The sequence below is a fragment of the Priestia sp. MDV22-iso46 genome, assembly GCF_058629175.1.
The window spans coordinates 1-20,396 of record NZ_JBZVWT010000012.1 but is presented as its reverse complement, the minus strand read 5'-3'; the positions used below and the strand labels follow the sequence as shown (position 1 = coordinate 20,396).

The 20,396-nt window shown below is 33.4% G+C and carries 20 protein-coding genes and 1 tRNA gene; 7 read left to right on the top strand and 14 right to left on the bottom strand.

The features are described 5' to 3' along the window. Nucleotides 1-295: 295 nt before the first annotated feature. The 3 genes from AC4NPH_RS27510 (at nucleotide 296) to AC4NPH_RS27500 (ending at nucleotide 1,339) form a co-directional block, all read left to right on the top strand. On the top strand, nucleotides 296-496 hold the full coding sequence (locus AC4NPH_RS27510; protein WP_013056497.1) for a cold-shock protein: 201 nt from the start codon (nucleotides 296-298) through the stop codon (nucleotides 494-496). Nucleotides 497-737: 241 nt separating this feature from the next. Then, complete coding sequence (locus AC4NPH_RS27505; protein WP_013060056.1) at nucleotides 738-950, top strand: hypothetical protein; 213 nt, start codon at nucleotides 738-740, stop codon at nucleotides 948-950. Between the two features lie 104 nt (nucleotides 951-1,054). Beyond that, nucleotides 1,055-1,339, top strand: coding sequence for an AbrB/MazE/SpoVT family DNA-binding domain-containing protein (locus AC4NPH_RS27500; protein WP_013060057.1), 285 nt, complete (start codon nucleotides 1,055-1,057; stop codon nucleotides 1,337-1,339). Between the two features lie 21 nt (nucleotides 1,340-1,360). Here the strand turns inward: AC4NPH_RS27500 and AC4NPH_RS27495 are convergent, their stop codons facing one another. Both AC4NPH_RS27495 and AC4NPH_RS27490 read right to left on the bottom strand, forming a co-directional pair. Beyond that, complete coding sequence (locus AC4NPH_RS27495; RefSeq protein ID WP_029320968.1) at nucleotides 1,361-2,005, bottom strand: hypothetical protein; 645 nt, start codon at nucleotides 2,003-2,005, stop codon at nucleotides 1,361-1,363. A gap of 515 nt (nucleotides 2,006-2,520) precedes the next feature. Continuing rightward, on the bottom strand, nucleotides 2,521-2,820 hold the full coding sequence (locus AC4NPH_RS27490) for an Rpn/YhgA-type helix-turn-helix domain-containing protein (protein ID WP_098197921.1): 300 nt from the start codon (nucleotides 2,818-2,820) through the stop codon (nucleotides 2,521-2,523). Between the two features lie 29 nt (nucleotides 2,821-2,849). Here AC4NPH_RS27490 and AC4NPH_RS27485 point away from each other — a divergent pair, with 29 nt between their 5' ends. From AC4NPH_RS27485 to AC4NPH_RS27470, 4 genes are all read left to right on the top strand, one after another. After that, on the top strand, nucleotides 2,850-3,536 hold the full coding sequence (locus AC4NPH_RS27485) for a metallophosphoesterase family protein (RefSeq protein WP_098197940.1): 687 nt from the start codon (nucleotides 2,850-2,852) through the stop codon (nucleotides 3,534-3,536). Nucleotides 3,537-3,549: 13 nt separating this feature from the next. After that, complete coding sequence (locus tag AC4NPH_RS27480) at nucleotides 3,550-4,071, top strand: HAD family hydrolase (RefSeq protein ID WP_279822535.1); 522 nt, start codon at nucleotides 3,550-3,552, stop codon at nucleotides 4,069-4,071. 287 nt (nucleotides 4,072-4,358) lie between these two features. Next, a tRNA-Cys gene (locus AC4NPH_RS27475) sits at nucleotides 4,359-4,430 on the top strand. Between the two features lie 27 nt (nucleotides 4,431-4,457). Next, nucleotides 4,458-5,879, top strand: a complete 1,422-nt coding sequence (locus AC4NPH_RS27470) for a S8 family peptidase (RefSeq protein ID WP_491939304.1) — start codon at nucleotides 4,458-4,460, stop codon at nucleotides 5,877-5,879. A 35-nt stretch (nucleotides 5,880-5,914) separates the two neighbouring features. Here the strand turns inward: AC4NPH_RS27470 and AC4NPH_RS27465 are convergent, their stop codons facing one another. The 12 genes from AC4NPH_RS27465 to AC4NPH_RS27410 all read right to left on the bottom strand — a co-directional run bounded on the left by AC4NPH_RS27465 (nucleotide 5,915) and on the right by AC4NPH_RS27410 (nucleotide 20,384). Next, the gene (locus AC4NPH_RS27465; RefSeq protein ID WP_098314575.1) at nucleotides 5,915-7,342 is read right to left on the bottom strand and encodes a HAMP domain-containing sensor histidine kinase; all 1,428 of its coding nucleotides are present in this window, start codon (nucleotides 7,340-7,342) and stop codon (nucleotides 5,915-5,917) included. Next, nucleotides 7,342-8,022, bottom strand: a complete 681-nt coding sequence (locus AC4NPH_RS27460; RefSeq protein WP_013060069.1) for a response regulator transcription factor — start codon at nucleotides 8,020-8,022, stop codon at nucleotides 7,342-7,344. The genes AC4NPH_RS27465 and AC4NPH_RS27460 overlap by 1 nt, the downstream gene beginning before the upstream one ends. An 83-nt stretch (nucleotides 8,023-8,105) precedes the next feature. Next, nucleotides 8,106-9,947 (bottom strand): FtsX-like permease family protein, encoded by a 1,842-nt coding sequence (locus tag AC4NPH_RS27455; protein WP_098197442.1) that lies wholly within the window; start codon nucleotides 9,945-9,947, stop codon nucleotides 8,106-8,108. Continuing rightward, entirely contained in the window at nucleotides 9,919-10,698 is a 780-nt protein-coding gene (locus tag AC4NPH_RS27450; protein ID WP_029321001.1) for an ABC transporter ATP-binding protein, read from the bottom strand. The genes AC4NPH_RS27455 and AC4NPH_RS27450 overlap by 29 nt, the downstream gene beginning before the upstream one ends. Nucleotides 10,699-10,722: 24 nt before the next feature. After that, entirely contained in the window at nucleotides 10,723-11,484 is a 762-nt protein-coding gene (locus tag AC4NPH_RS27445; RefSeq protein ID WP_013060072.1) for an ABC transporter permease, read from the bottom strand. Between the two features lie 17 nt (nucleotides 11,485-11,501). Next, nucleotides 11,502-12,332 carry an ABC transporter permease gene (locus AC4NPH_RS27440; RefSeq protein ID WP_013060073.1) on the bottom strand — a complete coding sequence of 277 codons (831 nt, stop codon included), beginning with the start codon at nucleotides 12,330-12,332 and terminating at the stop codon, nucleotides 11,502-11,504. Beyond that, on the bottom strand, nucleotides 12,329-13,063 hold the full coding sequence (locus AC4NPH_RS27435; RefSeq protein ID WP_013060074.1) for an ABC transporter ATP-binding protein: 735 nt from the start codon (nucleotides 13,061-13,063) through the stop codon (nucleotides 12,329-12,331). The genes AC4NPH_RS27440 and AC4NPH_RS27435 overlap by 4 nt, the downstream gene beginning before the upstream one ends. A gap of 86 nt (nucleotides 13,064-13,149) precedes the next feature. After that, the gene (locus AC4NPH_RS27430; protein WP_013060075.1) at nucleotides 13,150-13,755 is read right to left on the bottom strand and encodes a flavoprotein; all 606 of its coding nucleotides are present in this window, start codon (nucleotides 13,753-13,755) and stop codon (nucleotides 13,150-13,152) included. Between the two features lie 24 nt (nucleotides 13,756-13,779). Beyond that, entirely contained in the window at nucleotides 13,780-15,138 is a 1,359-nt protein-coding gene (locus AC4NPH_RS27425) for a lanthionine synthetase C family protein (RefSeq protein ID WP_013060076.1), read from the bottom strand. 24 nt (nucleotides 15,139-15,162) lie between these two features. Beyond that, entirely contained in the window at nucleotides 15,163-17,046 is a 1,884-nt protein-coding gene (locus AC4NPH_RS27420; RefSeq protein WP_279822527.1) for an ABC transporter ATP-binding protein, read from the bottom strand. Continuing rightward, nucleotides 17,012-20,230 (bottom strand): lantibiotic dehydratase, encoded by a 3,219-nt coding sequence (locus AC4NPH_RS27415; RefSeq protein ID WP_429582437.1) that lies wholly within the window; start codon nucleotides 20,228-20,230, stop codon nucleotides 17,012-17,014. Before AC4NPH_RS27415 ends, AC4NPH_RS27420 begins: the two co-directional genes overlap by 35 nt. A gap of 85 nt (nucleotides 20,231-20,315) precedes the next feature. Beyond that, nucleotides 20,316-20,384, bottom strand: a complete 69-nt coding sequence (locus tag AC4NPH_RS27410; protein ID WP_371400193.1) for a gallidermin family lantibiotic — start codon at nucleotides 20,382-20,384, stop codon at nucleotides 20,316-20,318. Nucleotides 20,385-20,396 lie beyond the last annotated feature (12 nt).

The following is a 20,396-nucleotide window of genomic DNA, read 5'->3' as shown; positions in this document are numbered from 1 at the left end:
GAGATATGTATGTATCGATTCATTTTATTCGATGTATTCGAGCATCGAAAAGCCATGCCATTTATGCCGTATCATAAGTTTTTGATAGGGGAAAGATGAATAGATGAAATTGTTAAAGGTATTGTTTTCCTTATTTGCTATCAATCCTACTACATGTTACACTGCAGATAACTTATTTTTGTTCGGTATATTGAGAAAAGAAAAAACCCTAATTAGAAGTTTTTATCTTGAAATAGTATGTTTGGGCAAGAGTGGTAATACATTTGTGGAGTATTCCACAGCAGGAGGCAACATTATGACACAAGGTACAGTAAAATGGTTTAATGCAGACAAAGGTTTCGGTTTCATTGAAATCGAAGGCGGAGACGATGTATTCGTTCATTTCAGTGCTATTCAAGGTGAAGGTTTCAAATCATTAGAAGAAGGTCAAAAAGTTACTTTCGATATCGAGCAAGGTCAACGTGGAGCACAAGCTGCTAACGTTCACAAAGCATAATCAAAAGTAATCAAAAAAAGGACTCCTGTAAAGGAGTCTTTTTTTATGGTTTTATGATTAGAAAACCTTTATTTACCTATAAAGAAATAGATGTAGAAAAAGAAGCATTCTTATGCATAAATGGCATAGGCATGCTTCTTTTTTCTGCAGATATAGGTTATACCTATACATTTTCTTTTACAATTCAACATATTAAACCTTATTATGGAATTAAACTCAAAATAAGGTGGGAGATGCTTGTATGAGAGCTAAGATTGAGAAAGCGAACCATGTAGTGATGTTTGAAACAACTGGTGAGTTTTATGCACACGAAGTGACTCAAGGTCCTAAAGTGGGTTTCTTTGCTTGCCCCTCTTGTGGAGTAAAAGTTTATCATAAACAAGACCATTTCTTTTCACATGATCATGCGCGTACGTGTACTTACGTACAAGAGCAATCTAAGATAAAGTTCTAAAACTGTATCCTAAAACTGAGTTTGTAAATTTATTATTGGTTAATTTATACATTTATAGTATAATATTAAAGTTGTAGTTGTGAACGTATAAAAGGAGAGTCAGCATGAAGGGACTAAGTACGTTGAGAAAGATAGATGCAGTGGGTCGTATAGTGATTCCTATTGAGCTAAGAAAGCTACTAGATATAGGTAAAGATGATGAAGTAGAGATTATATTGGAAGATGATCATATAGAGATAAAAAAATACAAAGAATCTAATGAATGTCTAATCACAGGTGAGATAACGCCTCAAAGCCGTAGATATGCAAATAACTTAGTTCTAAGTCCATTAGGTGCAAAAATTTTATATAACGAAATAAAAGACAAGCAAAAAACCTTTGAATCATAAATTCAAAGGTTTTTTATTGAATTATTTTTTATGTTGTATACTCTCTAACCAATTTTGGACAGAAGATCCCAAACTAGTTGCTCCTACTTTTAATTCATCCATAATATAAGAAATCAAATTGTGTAGACTGTACTCTTCTTTATAAGGATTATTTTTATTGATGAATTTTAAAACCTCTTTTAATTCCTTTATTCTTCCCTGGTCCAATTCTTCTTCTAAATGGCGAGTCATGTATTCATCAACAAAATCAGAATTTCTAATGCTAGCCTCAATTAAGAAAGATGCTGCTAATGCTGGAGAACAATCTAAAGCGTAAGCTAAGCGTTTTAGAACATCATACGTTTCTCCATGTCCATCCTTTAAGCGAGTAGAAACACGCTCTTTTTCTATATTTCTATATAAGTGTCTAATTGGCTCTTTAGACATATCGCCCATATACACAGTGCTGCCAAAACTAAATCCTCTTCTAAAATAATTTGATAAATAGTCCATCACTTTTGAAGAAGCAAGGCCTGATATACAAATTGACTCAACTACACTTTTTACAGGTGTATTCGTAATATAAGACAATCGATAAATACATTCTTTAAGATCAATTGGAAGTGACGGTTTTACATCTCGTTTTTTGTCACTTCGGATTTTTCTTTTCTTCTCTTCTACTCTCACATAATCACTCCTAAAATCTAAAATTATCTCTAGGACAATGACTTTTTGTACATACCTAAAACATGTATATGGCAGGGGAGGGAGGAGCATGTATATTTTTTTGAGATAGTGGAAAAAACTTATAATACTAGAACATGAGAGGAGTCTTTTGTATGAAAATGACGAAGGAAGAAGCACAAGAGATCGCAAAAAAAATAAAAGAAAACTCTAATAAGTACGGATTGCCTGTGAAAAAAAAGAAAAATGCTAGCGCAACCTAAGGCCGGATATATAAGAAAAAGTCTTCAATTTAATAAAAAATAGAAGACTTATATTTTTCTACTATAGTACGCAATAACATTTATTCCACTGTGTAATGAAGATACGATAAATGCGGGTAAATCTTATAAAAAAGAAATGACTTCCTTAATATTACAAATACCATAGCTTCAAATTAGATGTGTCGATAGAGAAAAGTTAAAAAAGATACTGCCTGATAAAAGTAATTTATCAGGCAGTACCTTTTCAAAATATGATTATTGGCGACGTAATTTATCAATTTCTTCTGGTGTAAGGTTTGTAAATTCAGCGATTGTTTGGTTATCTAAACCCTTTTGAATCATACTTAGGGCCACCTTTATGATTCCTTTCTTTTCGCCTATTTCTTCACCTATCTGTTTTCCTTTTTCTTCTCCAAGTTTTTCAGCTCTTTTTAACGCTGACTTTTCTTCTAACAATGCTTTTCTTCGTGCTTCATATGCTAATAGCACTTCTGGATCTTGGCTAACACGTTCCCATTCATCCATCGCTTTCTTTAATACTTGATCTTCTTGCATCGCAATCTCCTCCAGGTAACAGTTTAGCATTGGAAGCTGTGTTATCTGATATTTCACGTCGTGGAATTGATACTGTATTTAATTTAGGTGATAGTTTATATGGACCGTTGGACCCCTTGGGAACTTTTAAACTATTAATCGAGCATGATATTACACATATTATGGGGAATTGTGATCGAATTATATTTGATTCATTAGATGATGATTCGTCATCTACGGTCAATTATGTAAAACAAAGTTTATCTACAGAGGCTATCAATTGGTTACAACAACATCCAAGTAGCTTAACCATAGACGATATTTTTTTATGTCATGGTACACCTAATTCTGACGAAGTATATTTATTAGAAGAGATGAAAAAAGAGGGTGCAACTTTAAAAAGCCCCAAAGATATTATAGATGTTTTAGAATATGTTGAACAAAGCGTTGTATTATGTGGGCATAGTCATATTCCGAGAACTGTCTATTTGCCAAATGGAAAATTAATTATAAATCCTGGTAGTGTAGGGCTTCCTGCATACATAGACGATTTGCCGGTACCTCATAAAATGGAATCTGGATCTCCCCATGCCAATTATACAATTATAGAGAAAAACTCAACTAATTGGTTAGTTGATCAAATTAGTGTCCCCTATGATTGGAAAAAAGCAGCTGCTATGGCAGAACTGAATCAGCGCCAGGATTGGGCAGATGCTTTAAGAATTGGAAGATTTTAAGGAGGGAAGAATAATGCCTGGAATTAAAGCAATTGTGTTTGATTGGGGAGATACCCTTATGAAAGATTTCTCTGAATATGAAGGCCCAATGGCTGATTGGGAGCATGTAGAGATTATAGATGGTGTTAGAAAATCTCTACATCTTATTAGTCAGAGTTACATATGTTGTGTAGCTTCTAATGCTGGGGCTTCAAATTCAGCCCTAATGGGGATAGCTTTAAAGCGTGTTGATATACAACAATATTTTCAATATCTTTTTACATCTAGAGAATTGGTTTTTTCAAAACCTAGTCTTGAGTTCTTTAATAAAATTGTTCAGACCTTAGGCTTTACTCCTCAAGAATGTATTATGGTAGGTAACGATTATGATAAAGACATTATTCCTGCAAAAAAGATTGGAATGCAAACCATATTATTTTCTCAAGTATCTAAAGATGAGAATTTTAATTATGCAAATTATGTAACGAATTCTATGGGAAACTTACATGAAATCATATTAGAAATTGAGAAGAGAAATAATATTTATACGATTTAAGCTTTAAAATAAAAAGCCTTTTAAAAGGCTTTTTATTTTATTTCCGATAACGCACATTATGTTAATTAAGATTGTGGGGCGTATACAGTCTGAAAATAGAAAAAGACCATCTCTTCCCAGTCAAAACTGAGTTAACCCATTTTATCGAGAAATATAAAGAGCAATACACAGGAGTAAAGAACAAACTTTATAAAATTTATGTGTTTTGCGGGATATACTAGTTATTTATTCGATATATTCAGATTATAAATCTATCATTATTCGTTATCTTATATTTATAGGATCTAGGTGGAATAGCCAAGTGGTTAAGGCAAAGGTCTGCAAAACCTTGATCTCCGGTTCAATCCCGGATTCCACCTCTAAATTATAAATATAAGGAGAAGATTATGAAAAAAACCTCTATGACTATTATTACTACTCTCTTAATTTGCTTTTGTTTTACTAATTATGGGCATGCTAAAACAGAAACAAATCAATATTACACAGTTATCTTGAAAGACCGTTCTAAGTGGACGCAATCTATTAAGAAGATTAAAAAGAGCCAGGGAGAAATTACTTATACCGTCCCTGAGATAGGACTAATTCAATTTAAAGGAAATCAAAAAGTGGCTAAAACAAATGCTTCTTTATTTAAATCTTTAAGTCCTTCTTTAAAATTAGAAAAGCCTTCTACATCTACATCTAAGTCTTTTAAAAAACCTAATTCAAGTGTAAACTCAATAAAAGGTTTAGATAGTACTCTTCCTGCCTTATGGGATATGCAGTGGGATATGAAAGAAATTACGCACAATGGAGAAAGTTATAACATAGAATCAGGTTCTTCTAATGTAACTGTTGGAATTGTTGACTCTGGAATTGACATTGACCATCCAGACCTCGTAGACAATCTGAAAAGTGGATCAAAAAATCTTGTTCCCAAAGGTGGGCTTAGAGGGACAGAGCCTGAAGAAACAGGCGATATTAATAGTATTAACGATATTAATGGACATGGAACTATGGTAGCTGGATCTATTGCTGCCAATGGTGAAATTAAAGGGGTAGCACCGAATACAGGAATTAAAGTATATCGTGTATTCGGTAATAAGTCAGCTGATGCTGTGTGGATCATCAAAGCAATTATTCAAGCAGCTAAAGATGACGTGGATGTCATTAATCTTAGCCTTGGTTCTTATTATATTGATGGTAACATATATAAAGATGGTGAACTTTTAGATAATAAGTGGGCAGATGTTGAAGGATATAAACTTGCAATTGAGTATGCTAATAAGTTAGGTAGTGTGGTAGTTGCTTCTGCAGGCAATGACTCAATAGATGTTTCCAACAAATCAGAGCTGAATGATTTTCTTAAGAAAAAATACGCGGAAGAAGGAAAAACATTTAACGGAGTAGGAATTGAAGCTCCAGGAGAATTGCCTGGTGTAGTCACAGTATCTTCTACTGGTCCTACGCAACAACTTTCTTTATTCTCTAATTTCGGAAAAAATTATATTGATATCGCTGCTCCAGGGGGAGATTCTAGATTGTTAGAGAAATACGGCCAAGAGGCATGGTGGGATGGTGGACTTTTCCGACAAGAACAAGTATTAACTACTTTTAACACTGGAAGATATTTATTTGCTTCTGGAACTTCGATGGCTGCACCCAAGGTTTCTGCTACCCTCGCCTTAATTATCGACCAACGTCACTACAAAAACAGTCCAAGTAACTCCATTGATTATCTATACAAAAACGGAGTAAAAAAAGATGTTGAACCTAATTTAGCTTATTGGGGAAATGGTCAACTGGATGTATACAACGCGGTTAAATAAATAAAAAATGAACTATGATACTCATAGTTCATTTTTTATTTATTTATGGAAGATATGGTGAATTCAATACATGCTCCTTGAGGTTCATTATTTCTGGCATGAATTTCTCCACCATGTTTTATAACTAACTCTTTTACAATATATAACCCCAACCCATGGTGAAGTTGATCATTCCTTGAAGGATCTCCTTGATAGAATTTACTGAATAAAAAAGGTAAATCTTTGGTATCAAATCCTTTTCCCGTATCGGAAATAGAAAAAGACATCATATCTTTCTCTATCTGAACTTGAACATCGATACTCCCATTCACTGGGGTAAAACGAATGCTGTTAGAAATTAAGTTAGTCAGAATTTGATGCAATCGTTTTGGATCTAATGCAAATTCGGAATTTCCCTCTCCAGGCTTTCTATTCAAGCTGTAAGTGAACTTTATTTCTTCATCCTCTGCCCATTTTTTAAATTCCTCTAGCATTTCCGGGAACATTTCTATAGGAATAACACCTTCAATATCAAGTGTAAAATCTGGATTATCTACCTCAGACACTCTTTTCATTTCCTCTGTCAAATGCAATACTCTTTGGGTATTATTTTTTATTGTTTGCAAATATTGTGGCAAACGCTTCTGTCCATTTAATGATGGATCCATTAAGACCTCTACATGGGATAATATAATTGTTAGAGGCGTTCTTAAATCATGGGCAATCGAGGCAACCATATCTCGACGCTCTTGCTCTAATTTCCATTGAAGATAAAGTGACGTTTTCAACTCTTCTTTCATACTGTTAAAAGAGTCAATTAATACACCTATTTCATTTTCACTCTCATATTTAATCTCAAAATCCAAATCTTGATTTTTAATTTTCTGAGAAGCAGCACTCAGTTCTTTAATCGGCTTATTTAATTCTTTCCCAAAACGTCTCGCAAATACGTATGAGTAAAGTGTTAAAAATAAAAAAGGAATTAATAATATTATAAGAAATATGTATTTTATATAATAGTCAATAGATGATGCTAACACATATCGTACAGCTAGAACTCCTTCCATTCGATTTTTGTCGAGGATAGGAAGATATTTCGTTATGACCTTCCCTTTCTGATCGGATCTATTAACTTTTTCATATATACTTTTGTTATTTTCTATTAATTGGTCATCTAATGTACCATATATTTTATTTCCTCGAAGGTTTATGACCTGATATGTAATTCCTTCCATAGGAATAACTTTTTCTAAATTTTTCTGAAAAGATACTTCTAATATCTTTTCTCCTTTTAACTCAACAAATTTTTCTATGCTAGGAACTTTTTTCTCGTAATAATTAGCAGGTTGGACTGACTTTTCATTATAAACGGAGAGAAAATAATATAATAAAACTAAGCTGCAAATTGTACTTATAAGGCTTAAAAAGATTACTGAAGCAAAGGTTAAAATAAACTGATTTTTTAAAGATAGCCGTTTAATCATTAACGTTTTTCCAACTTATATCCTACTCCCCACACCGTTTTAATGTGATAAGTTGACATACCTGAAGTCAATTTAGCTCTTAAATTATTAATGTGAACTATAATAGTATTTAAGTCACCCATTGCATCAATACCCCAAATTTTCTCATAAATCTGTTCTTTAGAAAATATTTGTCCTAAGTTTACTGTTAAAAGTTCCAATATCTTAAACTCTTTACTTGTTAAGTCTATCTTTTTACCATCCAATAAAACGTCATGTTGTGAATAATTAATAGTTAAATTACCTAAGAGACGTTGATTCTGAGTACTAACTCGATCCCTCTGTTCACGTCTTAAGTGCGCCTCTACCCGAGCAATAAGTTCTTTCACTTGGAAAGGCTTCGTTATATAATCATCTCCTCCTAAAGTAAATCCCTTTACTTTATCCATCTCTGAGTGCTTCGCACTTAGAAACAGAATAGGACAATAAATTTGTTCTCTGATAACTTTACAAAGATCAAAACCATCCATCTGGGGCATCATAACATCTAATATTATTAAATCTACATTTGTCTTTAATTGATCTAATGCTTGCTCCCCATTATAAGCTTTAAGAACTCTATAACCTCGGTCTTCAAAGATATCAGAGATTATATCTACAATCTCCAGCTCATCATCGACTACAAGAATACTTTCTTGCATAAGTATATACCTCCCCGCCCCCCTAGTATTTTAATTATCTAGGAGAGATAAATTAGTACCCTCCTAGACAAAATATCATCTTTTCATAGAACCTTTTTAGAGTAAAAGTAACTAGAAATAAGATAGATAATAAACTGAGACACTCCAAATATTAAAAATATTACTATTATAGAATAAATTGTAATTCCTTCTAATATATTTTGCAAGGCATTAGTAGCTATAAATAAATTCAATCCCCCTAACGATAAAGGAACAAAGAATATTACCGAAATTTGAATGTACAAAGTCCTTTTAATTTCTTTAGCTGTAAGACCCACTTTTCGTAATGAGTGGAATACTTTTTTATCATCGTTCATATCTTCATACAGTTTAAACCAAAGCAGACTAGCTAAAGCAAGAAACAAAACTAAGCATATAAACAGTCCTGTAAGTCTCAATATTGAAGATAATTGAACTGTATTTTCATAATCGAGAAGTCGAATACTATGAAGATTATCCGATTTGAACAAGGTTGTATCTGATAATTTCTTTAAAATGTTATAAATTTTTGCATCCTCTTTAAAATCTAATTTATAGAGTGACAATCTTTTTTCAGAAATCGTTGTTTTATATATTTCACTAAAAGTGTTTTTCGGTACAGAGATAATACCCTCAATTCCATCTATAGGATTAAGAACTCTTTTACCGTTCATATTTTTTACTTTTAGATCTCTCTCCCCTTTTTCAGATTTTAATTTTAAGATTTCATTAGTAATATCATCAGTTTTTTTATTATTAAAAATATAATTATTATTTTTTAACGAATTTTCATCTTTTATAAAAGATGGGTCATTCTGTATTACTAAAAATTGCTTCTTCCCACTCTCTGAAGAAATTTTTAATCCTTTCCACTTATTCATGTGTAAATCCTTTATTCCTTGTCTCTTCAATTCAGCTATAATATCTTCTATTTTGTTTTCCTTCCCCTTTGATGCAACAAATAATGCTCCTTGAGGGTGAGTGCTTTGCATTCTTTGACTGTTCTTTTCTATATATAACTGAATAGCACCGATTGATATCATAATTGCAGATAATAGAATAGATACGATGAAGATAATCTTTGCATTATAATATAATCTTTTTCTCAAACTTATAAGAGTTAACATCTTTATCCCATTCAACTGCCGTTTTTCTTTATTATTCAAATAAGATATTACACCTACTAAACCATTTGAACAGAATAGGTATGTGCCTACTAGTAATAATGCTAATAGGGGTAAAAAAGCAAATAATAGCATAGGTAAAGATGCATAAGAGATAAATATATAAGAAACCAAAAGAAAGCAGATAGATAAAATGAATTTAACCCTAGAGAATTGAGCTGAAGGTTTAGGTTTTTTTTCTTCTTGAAATAACTCTAGAACTGCAATTCGTTTAATCTTGAAATAACTACGACATGAAACAAGTAAAAATACTATTCCAAATAAAATAACCGTAACAAAAACAGCCACGGGAGAGAAAGTATAAACGAACGATTGATTTGAAAATAGAATATCACTCATGAAATTAAAGAAAATCTTTGATAACAGCATTCCAAATAAAATGCCAACTAAAATAGAAAACGTACCAACTACGGCGTTCTCTAAAACGAGCACGTTAAACAATTGCTTTCTAGAGGCCCCAAATGTTTTCCAAATACCCATTTCTTTTTTTCTTTCTCTAAGGAAATGCTCATGTGAATATGCGATAAAAAAACAAGAAAATAGCAAAATAATAATTTCACATGCAATTAATAACTGTTCTGTTCCCGAAACCTTTGGATATAAAAGAAAGGCTGCGTACATATAAAAAATTGCTACAGAAAGAATGCTACTAAGTATGTATACTGTATAATGAGAAAGATTACGGGTTATATTCTTAGTTATATATTTCCACATTGATATCATTATCCTCCACTTCCTTAGCGATAAAAGATAAGATTCTTTGATTGAACTTAGACGTATCTTCTAATTTGGAACGCTTCATTTCATGGACAATTTGGCCATCCTTTAAAAATATGACTCTGTTACAAAAGCTAGCAGCTACCGAATCATGAGTTACCATTAAAATAGTTGTTTTGTACTTTTCATTTAACATTTTTAAAGTATGTAGAACATTTTGAGCAGATTTAGAATCTAAATTCCCTGTAGGCTCATCAGCAAATAATAAAGCAGGATTGTTAATAAGAGCACGAATGATGGCAGCTCTTTGCTGTTGCCCCCCAGAGACTTCATAAGGATATTTAGTTAAAAATTTTGTCACTTCCAACTCTTCAGCAAATTTTTGAAGTTTATTCTGTACACCTTTCTTATCTCCTTTTTTTAAAGCAGCAGGTAATAAAATATTTTCTTCAATAGTCAAATGATCTAACAAGTTGTAATTTTGAAAGATGAAACCAATATGCTCACGTCGGTAAATACCTAATTGTTCTTCTTTCATACCTGTGAGAGTAGTTCCCCCGACCTTGATATCCCCTTCTGAGGGGATATCAAGGGAAGAAAGCACATTTAATAAGGTAGACTTTCCACTTCCCGAAGGACCCATAATTGCTACAAAATCGCCTTCTTCAATATCTAAACTTATATTCTTTAAGACAGGGTACGTTCTGTACTTAGTTTTATAAACTTTTGTAATTTCTCGTGCTTCCAATATAGCCATTTTAATTCTTCCTCCTATCTTTATTTAAGAAGTAAATTCTTTTTTACTCCAAATCCTTACACAAGCACCAAAACCAACTAACATAATAACAAATGCAAAAACATATAAAGAATTGCTAGTAGTACTCAGAGTATGGAAGATACTTTGAACTGATAATAAGAAAAATGAAAGTTGGCTGGAAACATACAAACAACCTACATATAACCCAATTAACAAGAAGAAGCTAATAACTGCATTTGAAATAATTACACTAATTAAACTAGCAAGAGCTAAACAGCACATCTGGATGATGAAAAAGAGACCATACACTTGTACTGTATATAATATAGCTTCTATAGCATTCTTCTGTTGACCATAAAAAGTAAAATCATTATCTGGTTTTAAGAAGATAAAACCAAACGCTATACTAATCCCTAGGATAATTAATAAATGTACTAGTACCATTAAGGCAAGAGAGAACCATTTTGAAATTAGAAATGATTTTCTTTTAAAAGGTCTAATTAAAAAAAGACGATATGCTCCTGAGTTATATTCTACATTAAGGCTATTCAGAAAAAATACTGGCATAAAGATCAATGTAAGTAAGAATGAAGATTCTTTTAATAAGAACCATGGAAAATTCCAAGTATTTAAAGGAACTTGCTGATCGTTATTGTAAATTCCAACTCCATAGTATCTTAAGAACCAAGCTTGAAGAAGTACAATTACAGTAAAAATCCCAATCATCCATTTACTTTTTCTTTGGCTCCAAAGTCTCTCCCATTCGCTTATAAATAATGCTTTCAATTAAAACCCTCCTTGAGTCAAATAAAATAATCTCTCTTCACAAATGTCCAATAACCAATTAAGCCAAATAGAGCAATGTATACGGCTTGAACTAAAATGATGTAAGAATTTAGATTGTTAGTTGATGAAAGTAAAAACGCTATTCCTGTGTGCTGAATTTTCACGATAGACATGTACATAAGGTGAACCACTGTGCTGTGCCCGATAATTGTTTGCGTCGAGAATTCTAAGAGCTGAGGAATGGCAATTGCTAAGAAAATAAAGCCAACCCCTGCCCCAAGTGTTATCATTGTACTTCTGCTTATCGATCCTAATAATGTAAAAACTGATACAACGCTAATCATTGTCACAAAACAAGCAAAGAAATATTTTACGTTATATAATAAAGCTGCTGCTAAAGATAATTTCTGCTCATCTAGAAATGTTATTAAGGTATTAACCTTAGGAAAAAAGATATAACCAGCAACGGTATTTAAAATCCAAAATAGAGTTAAATACAAGAACATGGTTGTTAAAATAGTAGCTAATTTTGCTAAAAAAAGTTGAGTGGTAGAAAAAGGGCGGATGAGGATCATTCTTAGCTGCCCATTTTCTATCTCATTAGCTATAACCGTAGAAATTAGTATTATAGCTATGATATTAAAAGAAACAACGAGATGTTCAGAAATGCTAATTATAGGGAAGTTCAAAGAAGTTACATAATCTGGTTGTCCTGGTGACACTCGTTCATTCCAATTTAAGTAATATTTAACTGAACCTAGCGACATTAAGGGTATAAAAAATAGTATGATCCATGATATCTTTTGGGACCATAATCGTTCTAACTCTGAAGTGAAAAGTCCTTTCATGATGTCATCATCTCCACAAATACATCTTCCAGTCTCTTGCTTGGATCTTTAATTAACTCTTCTTTACTTCCTTGTGTAACAAGTTTACCGTTACGAATAATGACAAGATGATCACACATTTGTTGGATTTCATCAAGTAAATGACTAGAAATGAAAAATGTTAGATTTTTCTTTTCTCGAAGTTCAAGAATTAATTCTCTTAATTCTCTCATTCCCATAGGGTCAAGACCATTTGCTGGCTCATCTAATAAAATGACATCTGGTTCTCCTAAGAGGGCTTGAGCAATTCCCAGCCTTTGTCGCATACCTAATGAATAATTCTTAATTTTTACATCGGCATCTTCCGTTAGTCTTACAACAGATAATGCTGCCTCCACTTGCTCTAACTGTTCTTTTCTCGAAAGGTCGGGATATAGCCTCGCTAAATTTTGTAACATCTTTCTGCCTGACATATACGGGAAAAAGATAGGGGACTCTATAATCGCTCCTACATTTCTTAAAGCCTGTTGTCTATCTTTATTTACATCTTTACCCCCTACCATTATTGTGCCTTGAGTAGGGCGAATAAGCCCTGTAAACATTCGCATAACAGTTGTTTTTCCAGCTCCATTTGGTCCCAAAAACCCGCATATATCTCCTTTATACACCTTAGTTGAGAATTGACTTACAATATTCTTTCCACTCACTGTTTTTGTGATATTATTTGCTTCTAAAACAATTTCTTTTTTCATATTCAATCCCTCCTTATGGTTTAATATAAAAGACAAATATAAATAAAAAATAAAGAAAAGAAAAAAACTCACATTTTTGTGAGTTTTTATTGAACTTCAACTTTTTCACAAATATTCGCTAGTCTATTTCTTTCTTCTAATTGTTTAGAAATGATGTTCAATATATTTTGCGGATTAGGTAAAACATAGTTAGGTCTCAATGACATAGTTGCAATTTCAAAAGCTGTTGTTTTTACAGGAGGTACAACAATATGATCATATTGTTGTAGTAGCTTAACATTATGCTGAACTACTTTCTTTTCCCACATTAATTTATTCATGTTTGGAAAAAAGATAACAGGTTTATCATGAGCTAGTATTACTGTACTTAATAAATCAGTTGCTAGACCATGAGCTGCTTTAGATAATGTGTTTCCTGTAGCTGGAAGTACGGCCATTAAATCGGCCCACCTCGCTAATTCCACATGTCCTATGGTTCCACTTATGCTAAGCTTTTCATCAATAAATACCTCGTCACAATATAACTTTACTGTCTCAGCTGGGATAAGTTGAACTGCACCTTTCGTCATTACAACTTTTACCTCACTAAAGTTTGCCTTTAGCATAGCTAAATATTGAAAAATGCCTGCTACTGCAATCGACCCACTTACCCCTACTAGTATTTTTTTCTCTACAATATTCTTAACGTCCATTTATCATAGCCCCCTGAATCTTAATTAAGAAAGTAAAAATGCCCCGTCCCACCAAGGTTCTTCCACTGAACTTAAACTTAGTAAAGGTAATAATACGCCAGTTACACCTTCGAGTAATCCAGCCTTGTTTAATTGATGTGACTTCTCTCCATTGGATTCTATATCTCTAAAACCAAAGGGTGCATTAGGATCATATGATTCTTCTATATAATGTACTAACTCTACTATTGATTGAACTGAGATTTGATTCTCTTCATCTTTTGCCATCCTTATAAGCATTTGTAATAATCCTGCTCTTCCATGACAAAATGTTGGCGATACTAATTCCCATTCTTCTTTTGGTTCTACTATTATGTCCTGATAAGCTCCCACTGCACTCCTTATTGCTGCTGTGTCTCCCAAGGCCTTTCCTGCTAAATATATACTTCTCGCTACGCCTGGGTCTCCATAACACCAGCCCTGACGTTTTGGATAAGAATGAGATATTTTAGAAGTGGCTACTTCTTGAAAACTAAGTCTGGAAGGCCAACCACTGTCTACTTGTTTCCACTTCATTAACCAATTGGTAATCTTGAGTACAGCTTCCCTCTGACCAGGTATTTCAATTCCCTTTTGAATCGATAAAGCCATAAAAGACAGTGGACCCGGTATGCCATGAGCAAGACCACAATTAAAATTCCCTTCTGGAAACATAATTCTATCTTTTTCTAGTAGTTGATTCGCTTTTGAAACATACCACCCCGGTACTTTTTCACCATTTACCTCGATATCAGAAGCCATATCCACAAAATAAGTAAGTATTTTTTTTAGTGCCTCATGATTTTCTTTATGCTTCGTATTTTCAATGAGATAGCGACCTATTCCTGTCATTCCTTGTATCACATCATATTTTAGAGGATGTACACCTAGTTCCTTCTCTGGTTCATTTAATATCTTTTCTAATTGCATCAATATAAAATTATTTAAGACTTGGAGGAATCTAGAATACCTCTCATAATTATGGGATATATATAACGTGGCATAAGCGACACCTGTTATACCTCCAAACATCGAAATACTATTGACCCCTTGCCTTTCAATAACCTTCTGTACTTCTACTAAATGGTTATGTGCGACAAGGTCAAACCCACTATCAGGGAACTGACGGTCAAGTTCTCCAAATAATAAAATAGTGCCTGGAAAACCATGGGACAATGTGATAGGGTCCCATGGATTCAAATTACCTGCCAATGATACGTTATCAGGAGCCATTACTATCTTTTCTATACCACTTGGATCCTTTAACTTTTCAGCTATGCTTAACACTAATTTTAGTGCTTTATTTCTTGTCTCATTATCAATTCCCTTTAACCAATACGTTTTTTGGTCAGTAGTAGATGGCATAATTTTCTCCTTTCTCCTTACATCTTATGAGCTTGCTTGTGTTGCACTGGCTTCTATATAACTCTTAGCTTGCAGATTAAATAATCTGGCGTATATTCCATTTGTGTCTAAAAGTTCTACATGAGTCCCATACTCCGCGACCTCTCCTTTATCAAGTACTATAATCCTGTCAGCGTATTTTACGGTTGAGTAGCGATGAGATATGAAAAGTCCCATACTTTTCTGAGCAATCTCTTGAAAATCTTGAAAAACTTCTTCTTCGGCTGCTGGATCTAAAGCAGCAGTCGGTTCGTCAAGAATATATAAACTTGCTCTTCTCATATAGGCTCGCGCAATAGCAATTCTTTGCCATTGGCCTCCAGATAATTGAATACCGTTAGCAAAAGTTTTTCCGAGCTGAGTATCCATTTTATCAGGCAAGCTATCAATCATTGTAAGCGCTCCGGACCTCTTAGCTGCTGCTTGTATAGCTACTAAATGATTAGACCTTTTGTAATCACCATAACCAATGTTTTCTTTGACATCTAACTCATATCTCACAAAATCTTGGAAAATAGCACTAATTCTATCCTGCCAATCTTGCGGCTGATAGTCCTCGATTCTTTTACCATTCAAGAGAATAATCCCCTCATAATCTGTATATAGTCGTGTTAGCAGCTTAACAATTGTTGATTTTCCAGATCCATTAGATCCTACTAAAGCCAAAGTCTCTCCAGGTTTAATATGAAAATTAACATTTTTTAATGTGTAATTCTCTTGCCCTGGATATTTAAAGGATACATTTAAAAATTGAATACCTTCTTCCGTTGAAGAGACATTTTCTAACGTTTTTTCCTCTGAGACATTAGGTTTATCTGTGCTTTCTGGAACATTAAGGAAGGAAAATAATTGTGTCATATATAGATTGTTTTGATGCATGTTAAAAACCATATACATTAACTCATTTGACGTTTTTTGAGTCGTGTTGACAGCTTGAAAATAAGCAATAAGGCTACCAATAGCAATTACTCCCTGGATTGTATCTTTAACAATCATAAATTGAACGAATATTACAAAAATTACACTTATCAATTGAAAAGATAAATCAATTCTCATCTTTTTTAAAAGCAAATGGCGATCCTGATTATAGAACTTACTAAATAAGTCTGAATAGTTTCTTAGTAGTAAGCTGCCTAACCCAAATATTTTAACTTCTTTAACGGTAATATCAGTGGTCATTAGATAGTAGTAATAAAACTGTTTTCTTGTCTCCTCTGCTCGCTTATGGCTTACTAAAAATATTTCTTTTCCCACATTCACAATAGACCAGGCGGATATTAAAGGTAATAAAATTAAGATCAATGTAAATTCCCAGTTCCAAACCATTAAAATTATTGAAATAGAAATTAAAGTAATAGCACCTTTTACGATCCCCATTAACTCTTCAAAAATAGCAAACGGCTTATACGTGGAATCTTGCCTTGCTCGTTGGAGTTTATTGTATACCTCTGGGTTTTCAAAGCTTGCATAAGGTAGTGTTTTCGCTTTTTCAATCAATTTTACATTTATCTTGTTAGACAGTAGGTTTCTGTATAGTTGCTTATGCGTTTCTAGGATTGAACCGGTAGCGCTGGTTAATAAAGTGACAACTGAAAAGAAGATAAAAAAAGGTAAAATGTCGTAAAAATAGTTATCTTTGTACCCTTGGATATACAGATTCTGCACCATATTTACAAGATATTTTATTGCTAAAATCAAGGAAGCTGGTAATAGCCCATTTAGAAAATTTAGGACAAGAACACAGAAGAAATATCCTCTGTGTGTCTCCCACAAAAGCTTAAATAGACTCGGCCAGTATCGAAAAGATTTTAGAATGCTAACAAATGATACTTTCTCATTTTCCATTGTAGGATCTAGCGTATTCTTCATGCTTATTCCTCCAATACTTCTGGCTGGACAAAATATGTCTAGTAAAAGCTAATGCTTTCTTCTCTAATTCTCTATTTGCTCCTAATAATCGATTACAGTACATATGAATAATTGCTCCCATAATCATTTGATGCTCATTCCAAAGCATATCTCTTTTCTGTAACTCTTTAATTTCAGTCACATAACGGGTTAAAGATTCTTTACGAATCAAGAAACTTTCATATATAGACTTACCGACTCCAGAATTATAATTACGCAAGTTTTCCCAATCATTTCGTGAATCTCCTATTAGAGATAATTCTTTTCGCAACGGTCTAAATTCATCTATATACTCATATTTTTCTGTATTATTTTCTATAGAGGCTACTTGTTGCGCGTAATTCAACCCAAAGTTATCCATGATGTCTATAATTGAGAGCGATGCCATTACATAAGCTGGAAGATGATTTTGTTGATTTAACGTACTGAGAATCATGGCTACAGACTGACTATCGTAATGAAAATAATCCTCAGCTTTTTCTATTAACATGGGACCACCATAACGCTCTACTTCTCGTTCATATGTGTCGATAGTAATCTTTTGGAGTAATCCTAAATCCATTAGTTTATCTGCCCATTCCCTTAAACGAGGAAGAACTAGACCACTAAGTTTAGAAGGGTCTCCCTGAAAGCGTAAACGAATATGTGCATCAGGGTCTCGGTAACGCATAAAGAACCATGATGATGCCATATCACTTTTAACCATTTCACTAGCGAAAGGCGTAAGATATTTTAGTATTAAGTCATTCTCTCTTGCGTTTGGAGCATAGAGTTTTACATATAACCACTCGCTCCCTGGTAATTTGTAGATTATTTTATTACTTACAATATCTTTTTTCGCTTCCCCTATTGCACCAATTTTCTTTCTTCGCTCAGTATTTTCTGTTTTCTTTAAAGGAACAACTATTTCTACAGCATGTCTCCCTAAAGGGCTATTTAAGCAATTTTGATCCCGATCTTGAAGAGTTTCTCTTAATTGCAACCTTCCTTGCTTGAATAATTCATTTTTTAGTTCACGTAGGTGTAAAGTGTTCTCCAAGTCAATTAAGATGCGATTGTCTCCATAAGTCATAAATACATTACGAGGAACTGACCACTTTTCGCGCCATTCTCCAAAAGCTTTAAAAAATTCTTCCTCATTCTGAGGCTTCTCTCTCATACCGAAAACCTCTTTATTTAATTTCCAAATACTGGGTGAAAGAACAATGTTTTTATAGCGAATTCTTGGATAGTAAGGAGAGTGTGCCATACTTCCCCAATTAAATGGTCGCCATTGGTCTAAATCATTGAGTGAAATCTCCCTCATAAAACGATAAATATTAGGCGCACTTTGATAATTAAGCATGTTACCGGCTACTACTTTAATTCGTTTGCCTAGTTTTTTTGACTTCATATAGAAGTTCTCTAACGATGCTCCTACCACAATATCATCGATAGGTAACTGGATTGTCTCTTCATCACCGTTTGTTCCCAGAGTGACGTTCACTTTTCTTGTCGTTTTTCCAATTGCTACGTTGGCTGATCGGCCAGTTGCTGGCAGAAAGGAGCCTTCTACCATCACGGTATCTTCGTTGAATTCAAGGTCAATTTTTTGTTGATACTGTTGTATTTTTAACGAAACATCCGGATCTAAGATATCTAAAAATCGACCAAATGTGCTACCTAAGGCATTAGATCCAGGGTTAGGACTTAAACAGAATGTATAGTTACCTTGATCTAAGTCCTCTTGTGAAGCAGCATGTAACTCTCCATATACTTCTAAAGAGTCAGGCGCATATCTTCTATCTTTTTCTTTACTCATTCTCTGAGCTATTTCTTCTGTAATCTCGATTTCTTTTTCTTGATTATGAATAGCTTTAATAAGAAGATATGATAACTGACTATTACGTTCTTGATTTATAGAAGAGGTGGTAGTATCTCCTCCCCTTTTCCCATGTGGATTTTGATAAGAGGCAGGTGCACCGAGACCTAACTCTTCACTTAATAATTCTAGTAAAGGAACTTCTCTAGATGTTCCGTATTTTTCTAAAAAATCAACATGATACTTTTGTAAATGTGGAAATCCCACTCCCTCATCAGCTATCGACCATAATATTTGGGCAGCTTTGCTTATGTCTTCTCCTACCTTTTCTCCAATAGTTAAGTCTGTGGCATTTAAGGAGAAATCTACTTGAAGGGGAGTTGTAACTTCATAAATATGTCGCATTTGTGAAATCAAATCACTATAAAGGGAGAGACCTTCTCCTAATGGTAATTGATTATAAGTATTGATTAGTTCCCTTACCTTTAACAGTTCCTCATAGAGCTCTATCTTCTCATCTTTTTCTTCTAATTTTCTAATGAGATAATTAAATGGATTATCAATAGTTAAAGGAGGCCTTAGTTCCGTTATAAGATATTCTTGTTCCAATAGCTGTATAATAAAGCGTTGGATTATTGTCACATCTGTATTTGGATAAATAGTATGTAACCTTTGTGTAATTTCTCTCACTGTTATTCTTTCCTCAGCTAAATTAAGAACCTTTTCAACCACTTCGCTATAAATTATGGAAATATTTTCTCTTTTCTCCATTCCCTTTTTTCTAAGTTGACCACATTCAGTTGAAAATGGCAAATGAAGACGATCGCCTACTACATACGATGCACGATTCTTATCTACAATTAGAGAAGGAAGGATATTGCTTCTTTCTAAAACTGAAATAACTCCCAAAAGCCACTCCATATCTGGTCGTGCCCTCTTCTTAAACTCTTTGAAATGATCTATTTTCAGGGAAGAATTCTTTTTAAATTGTCCAGCTGCTACTCCTGAAAAAGCTCCAAAAGGAGTTGGTCTAGTTGTCATTCTTAACATGTAACGCAACATAGAAGATAAAACTTGTTGGGTTTTTCTATTATTTAAATCACCATGTATGTAATGAAGGGAATTTAATAGAGAAGGACTTGCAATAGCAATGGCTTCTTTTACATAATCTTTTTCTGCATAAGCTCTTAACTTTTCCACTAATACTGCTTCGTCTTTAAGTTGGTCGAAGGTATGGGTTGGTAAAAACGGGGCTCTTAACATAAAAAATGGAAGAGGTTCAAATAAATTATTTTCAGTAGTTACGCTAGATTTATGATTGATTTTTTCTTTTTGTAATATCAATTTTAATCTCCCTTTCCTTTTATAATATAATTCAAAAGAAGAGAAAAGAGGGAACAACATTGTTTCCCTCTTTTTCAACTTCTAATTAGCAGCAGAAGCTGTTCCAACTACCTGTATCTCCACAACCTGGTGTACATAAAGATACACTTGTAATTTGTGGATCTAC

Coding starts and splice junctions, on each gene's coding strand:
- AC4NPH_RS27510 (WP_013056497.1), top strand. CDS start 296: ATGACACAAGGTACAGTAAAATGGTTTAATGCAGACAAAGGTTTCGGT.
- AC4NPH_RS27420 (WP_279822527.1), bottom strand. CDS start 17,046: ATGAAGAATACGCTAGATCCTACAATGGAAAATGAGAAAGTATCATTT.
- AC4NPH_RS27430 (WP_013060075.1), bottom strand. CDS start 13,755: ATGGACGTTAAGAATATTGTAGAGAAAAAAATACTAGTAGGGGTAAGT.
- AC4NPH_RS27435 (WP_013060074.1), bottom strand. CDS start 13,063: ATGAAAAAAGAAATTGTTTTAGAAGCAAATAATATCACAAAAACAGTG.
- AC4NPH_RS27440 (WP_013060073.1), bottom strand. CDS start 12,332: ATGAAAGGACTTTTCACTTCAGAGTTAGAACGATTATGGTCCCAAAAG.
- AC4NPH_RS27455 (WP_098197442.1), bottom strand. CDS start 9,947: ATGATATCAATGTGGAAATATATAACTAAGAATATAACCCGTAATCTT.
- AC4NPH_RS27450 (WP_029321001.1), bottom strand. CDS start 10,698: ATGGCTATATTGGAAGCACGAGAAATTACAAAAGTTTATAAAACTAAG.
- AC4NPH_RS27465 (WP_098314575.1), bottom strand. CDS start 7,342: ATGATTAAACGGCTATCTTTAAAAAATCAGTTTATTTTAACCTTTGCT.
- AC4NPH_RS27505 (WP_013060056.1), top strand. CDS start 738: ATGAGAGCTAAGATTGAGAAAGCGAACCATGTAGTGATGTTTGAAACA.
- AC4NPH_RS27460 (WP_013060069.1), bottom strand. CDS start 8,022: ATGCAAGAAAGTATTCTTGTAGTCGATGATGAGCTGGAGATTGTAGAT.
- AC4NPH_RS27490 (WP_098197921.1), bottom strand. CDS start 2,820: ATGCAAGAAGATCAAGTATTAAAGAAAGCGATGGATGAATGGGAACGT.
- AC4NPH_RS27425 (WP_013060076.1), bottom strand. CDS start 15,138: ATGCCATCTACTACTGACCAAAAAACGTATTGGTTAAAGGGAATTGAT.
- AC4NPH_RS27470 (WP_491939304.1), top strand. CDS start 4,458: ATGAAAAAAACCTCTATGACTATTATTACTACTCTCTTAATTTGCTTT.
- AC4NPH_RS27500 (WP_013060057.1), top strand. CDS start 1,055: ATGAAGGGACTAAGTACGTTGAGAAAGATAGATGCAGTGGGTCGTATA.
- AC4NPH_RS27480 (WP_279822535.1), top strand. CDS start 3,550: ATGCCTGGAATTAAAGCAATTGTGTTTGATTGGGGAGATACCCTTATG.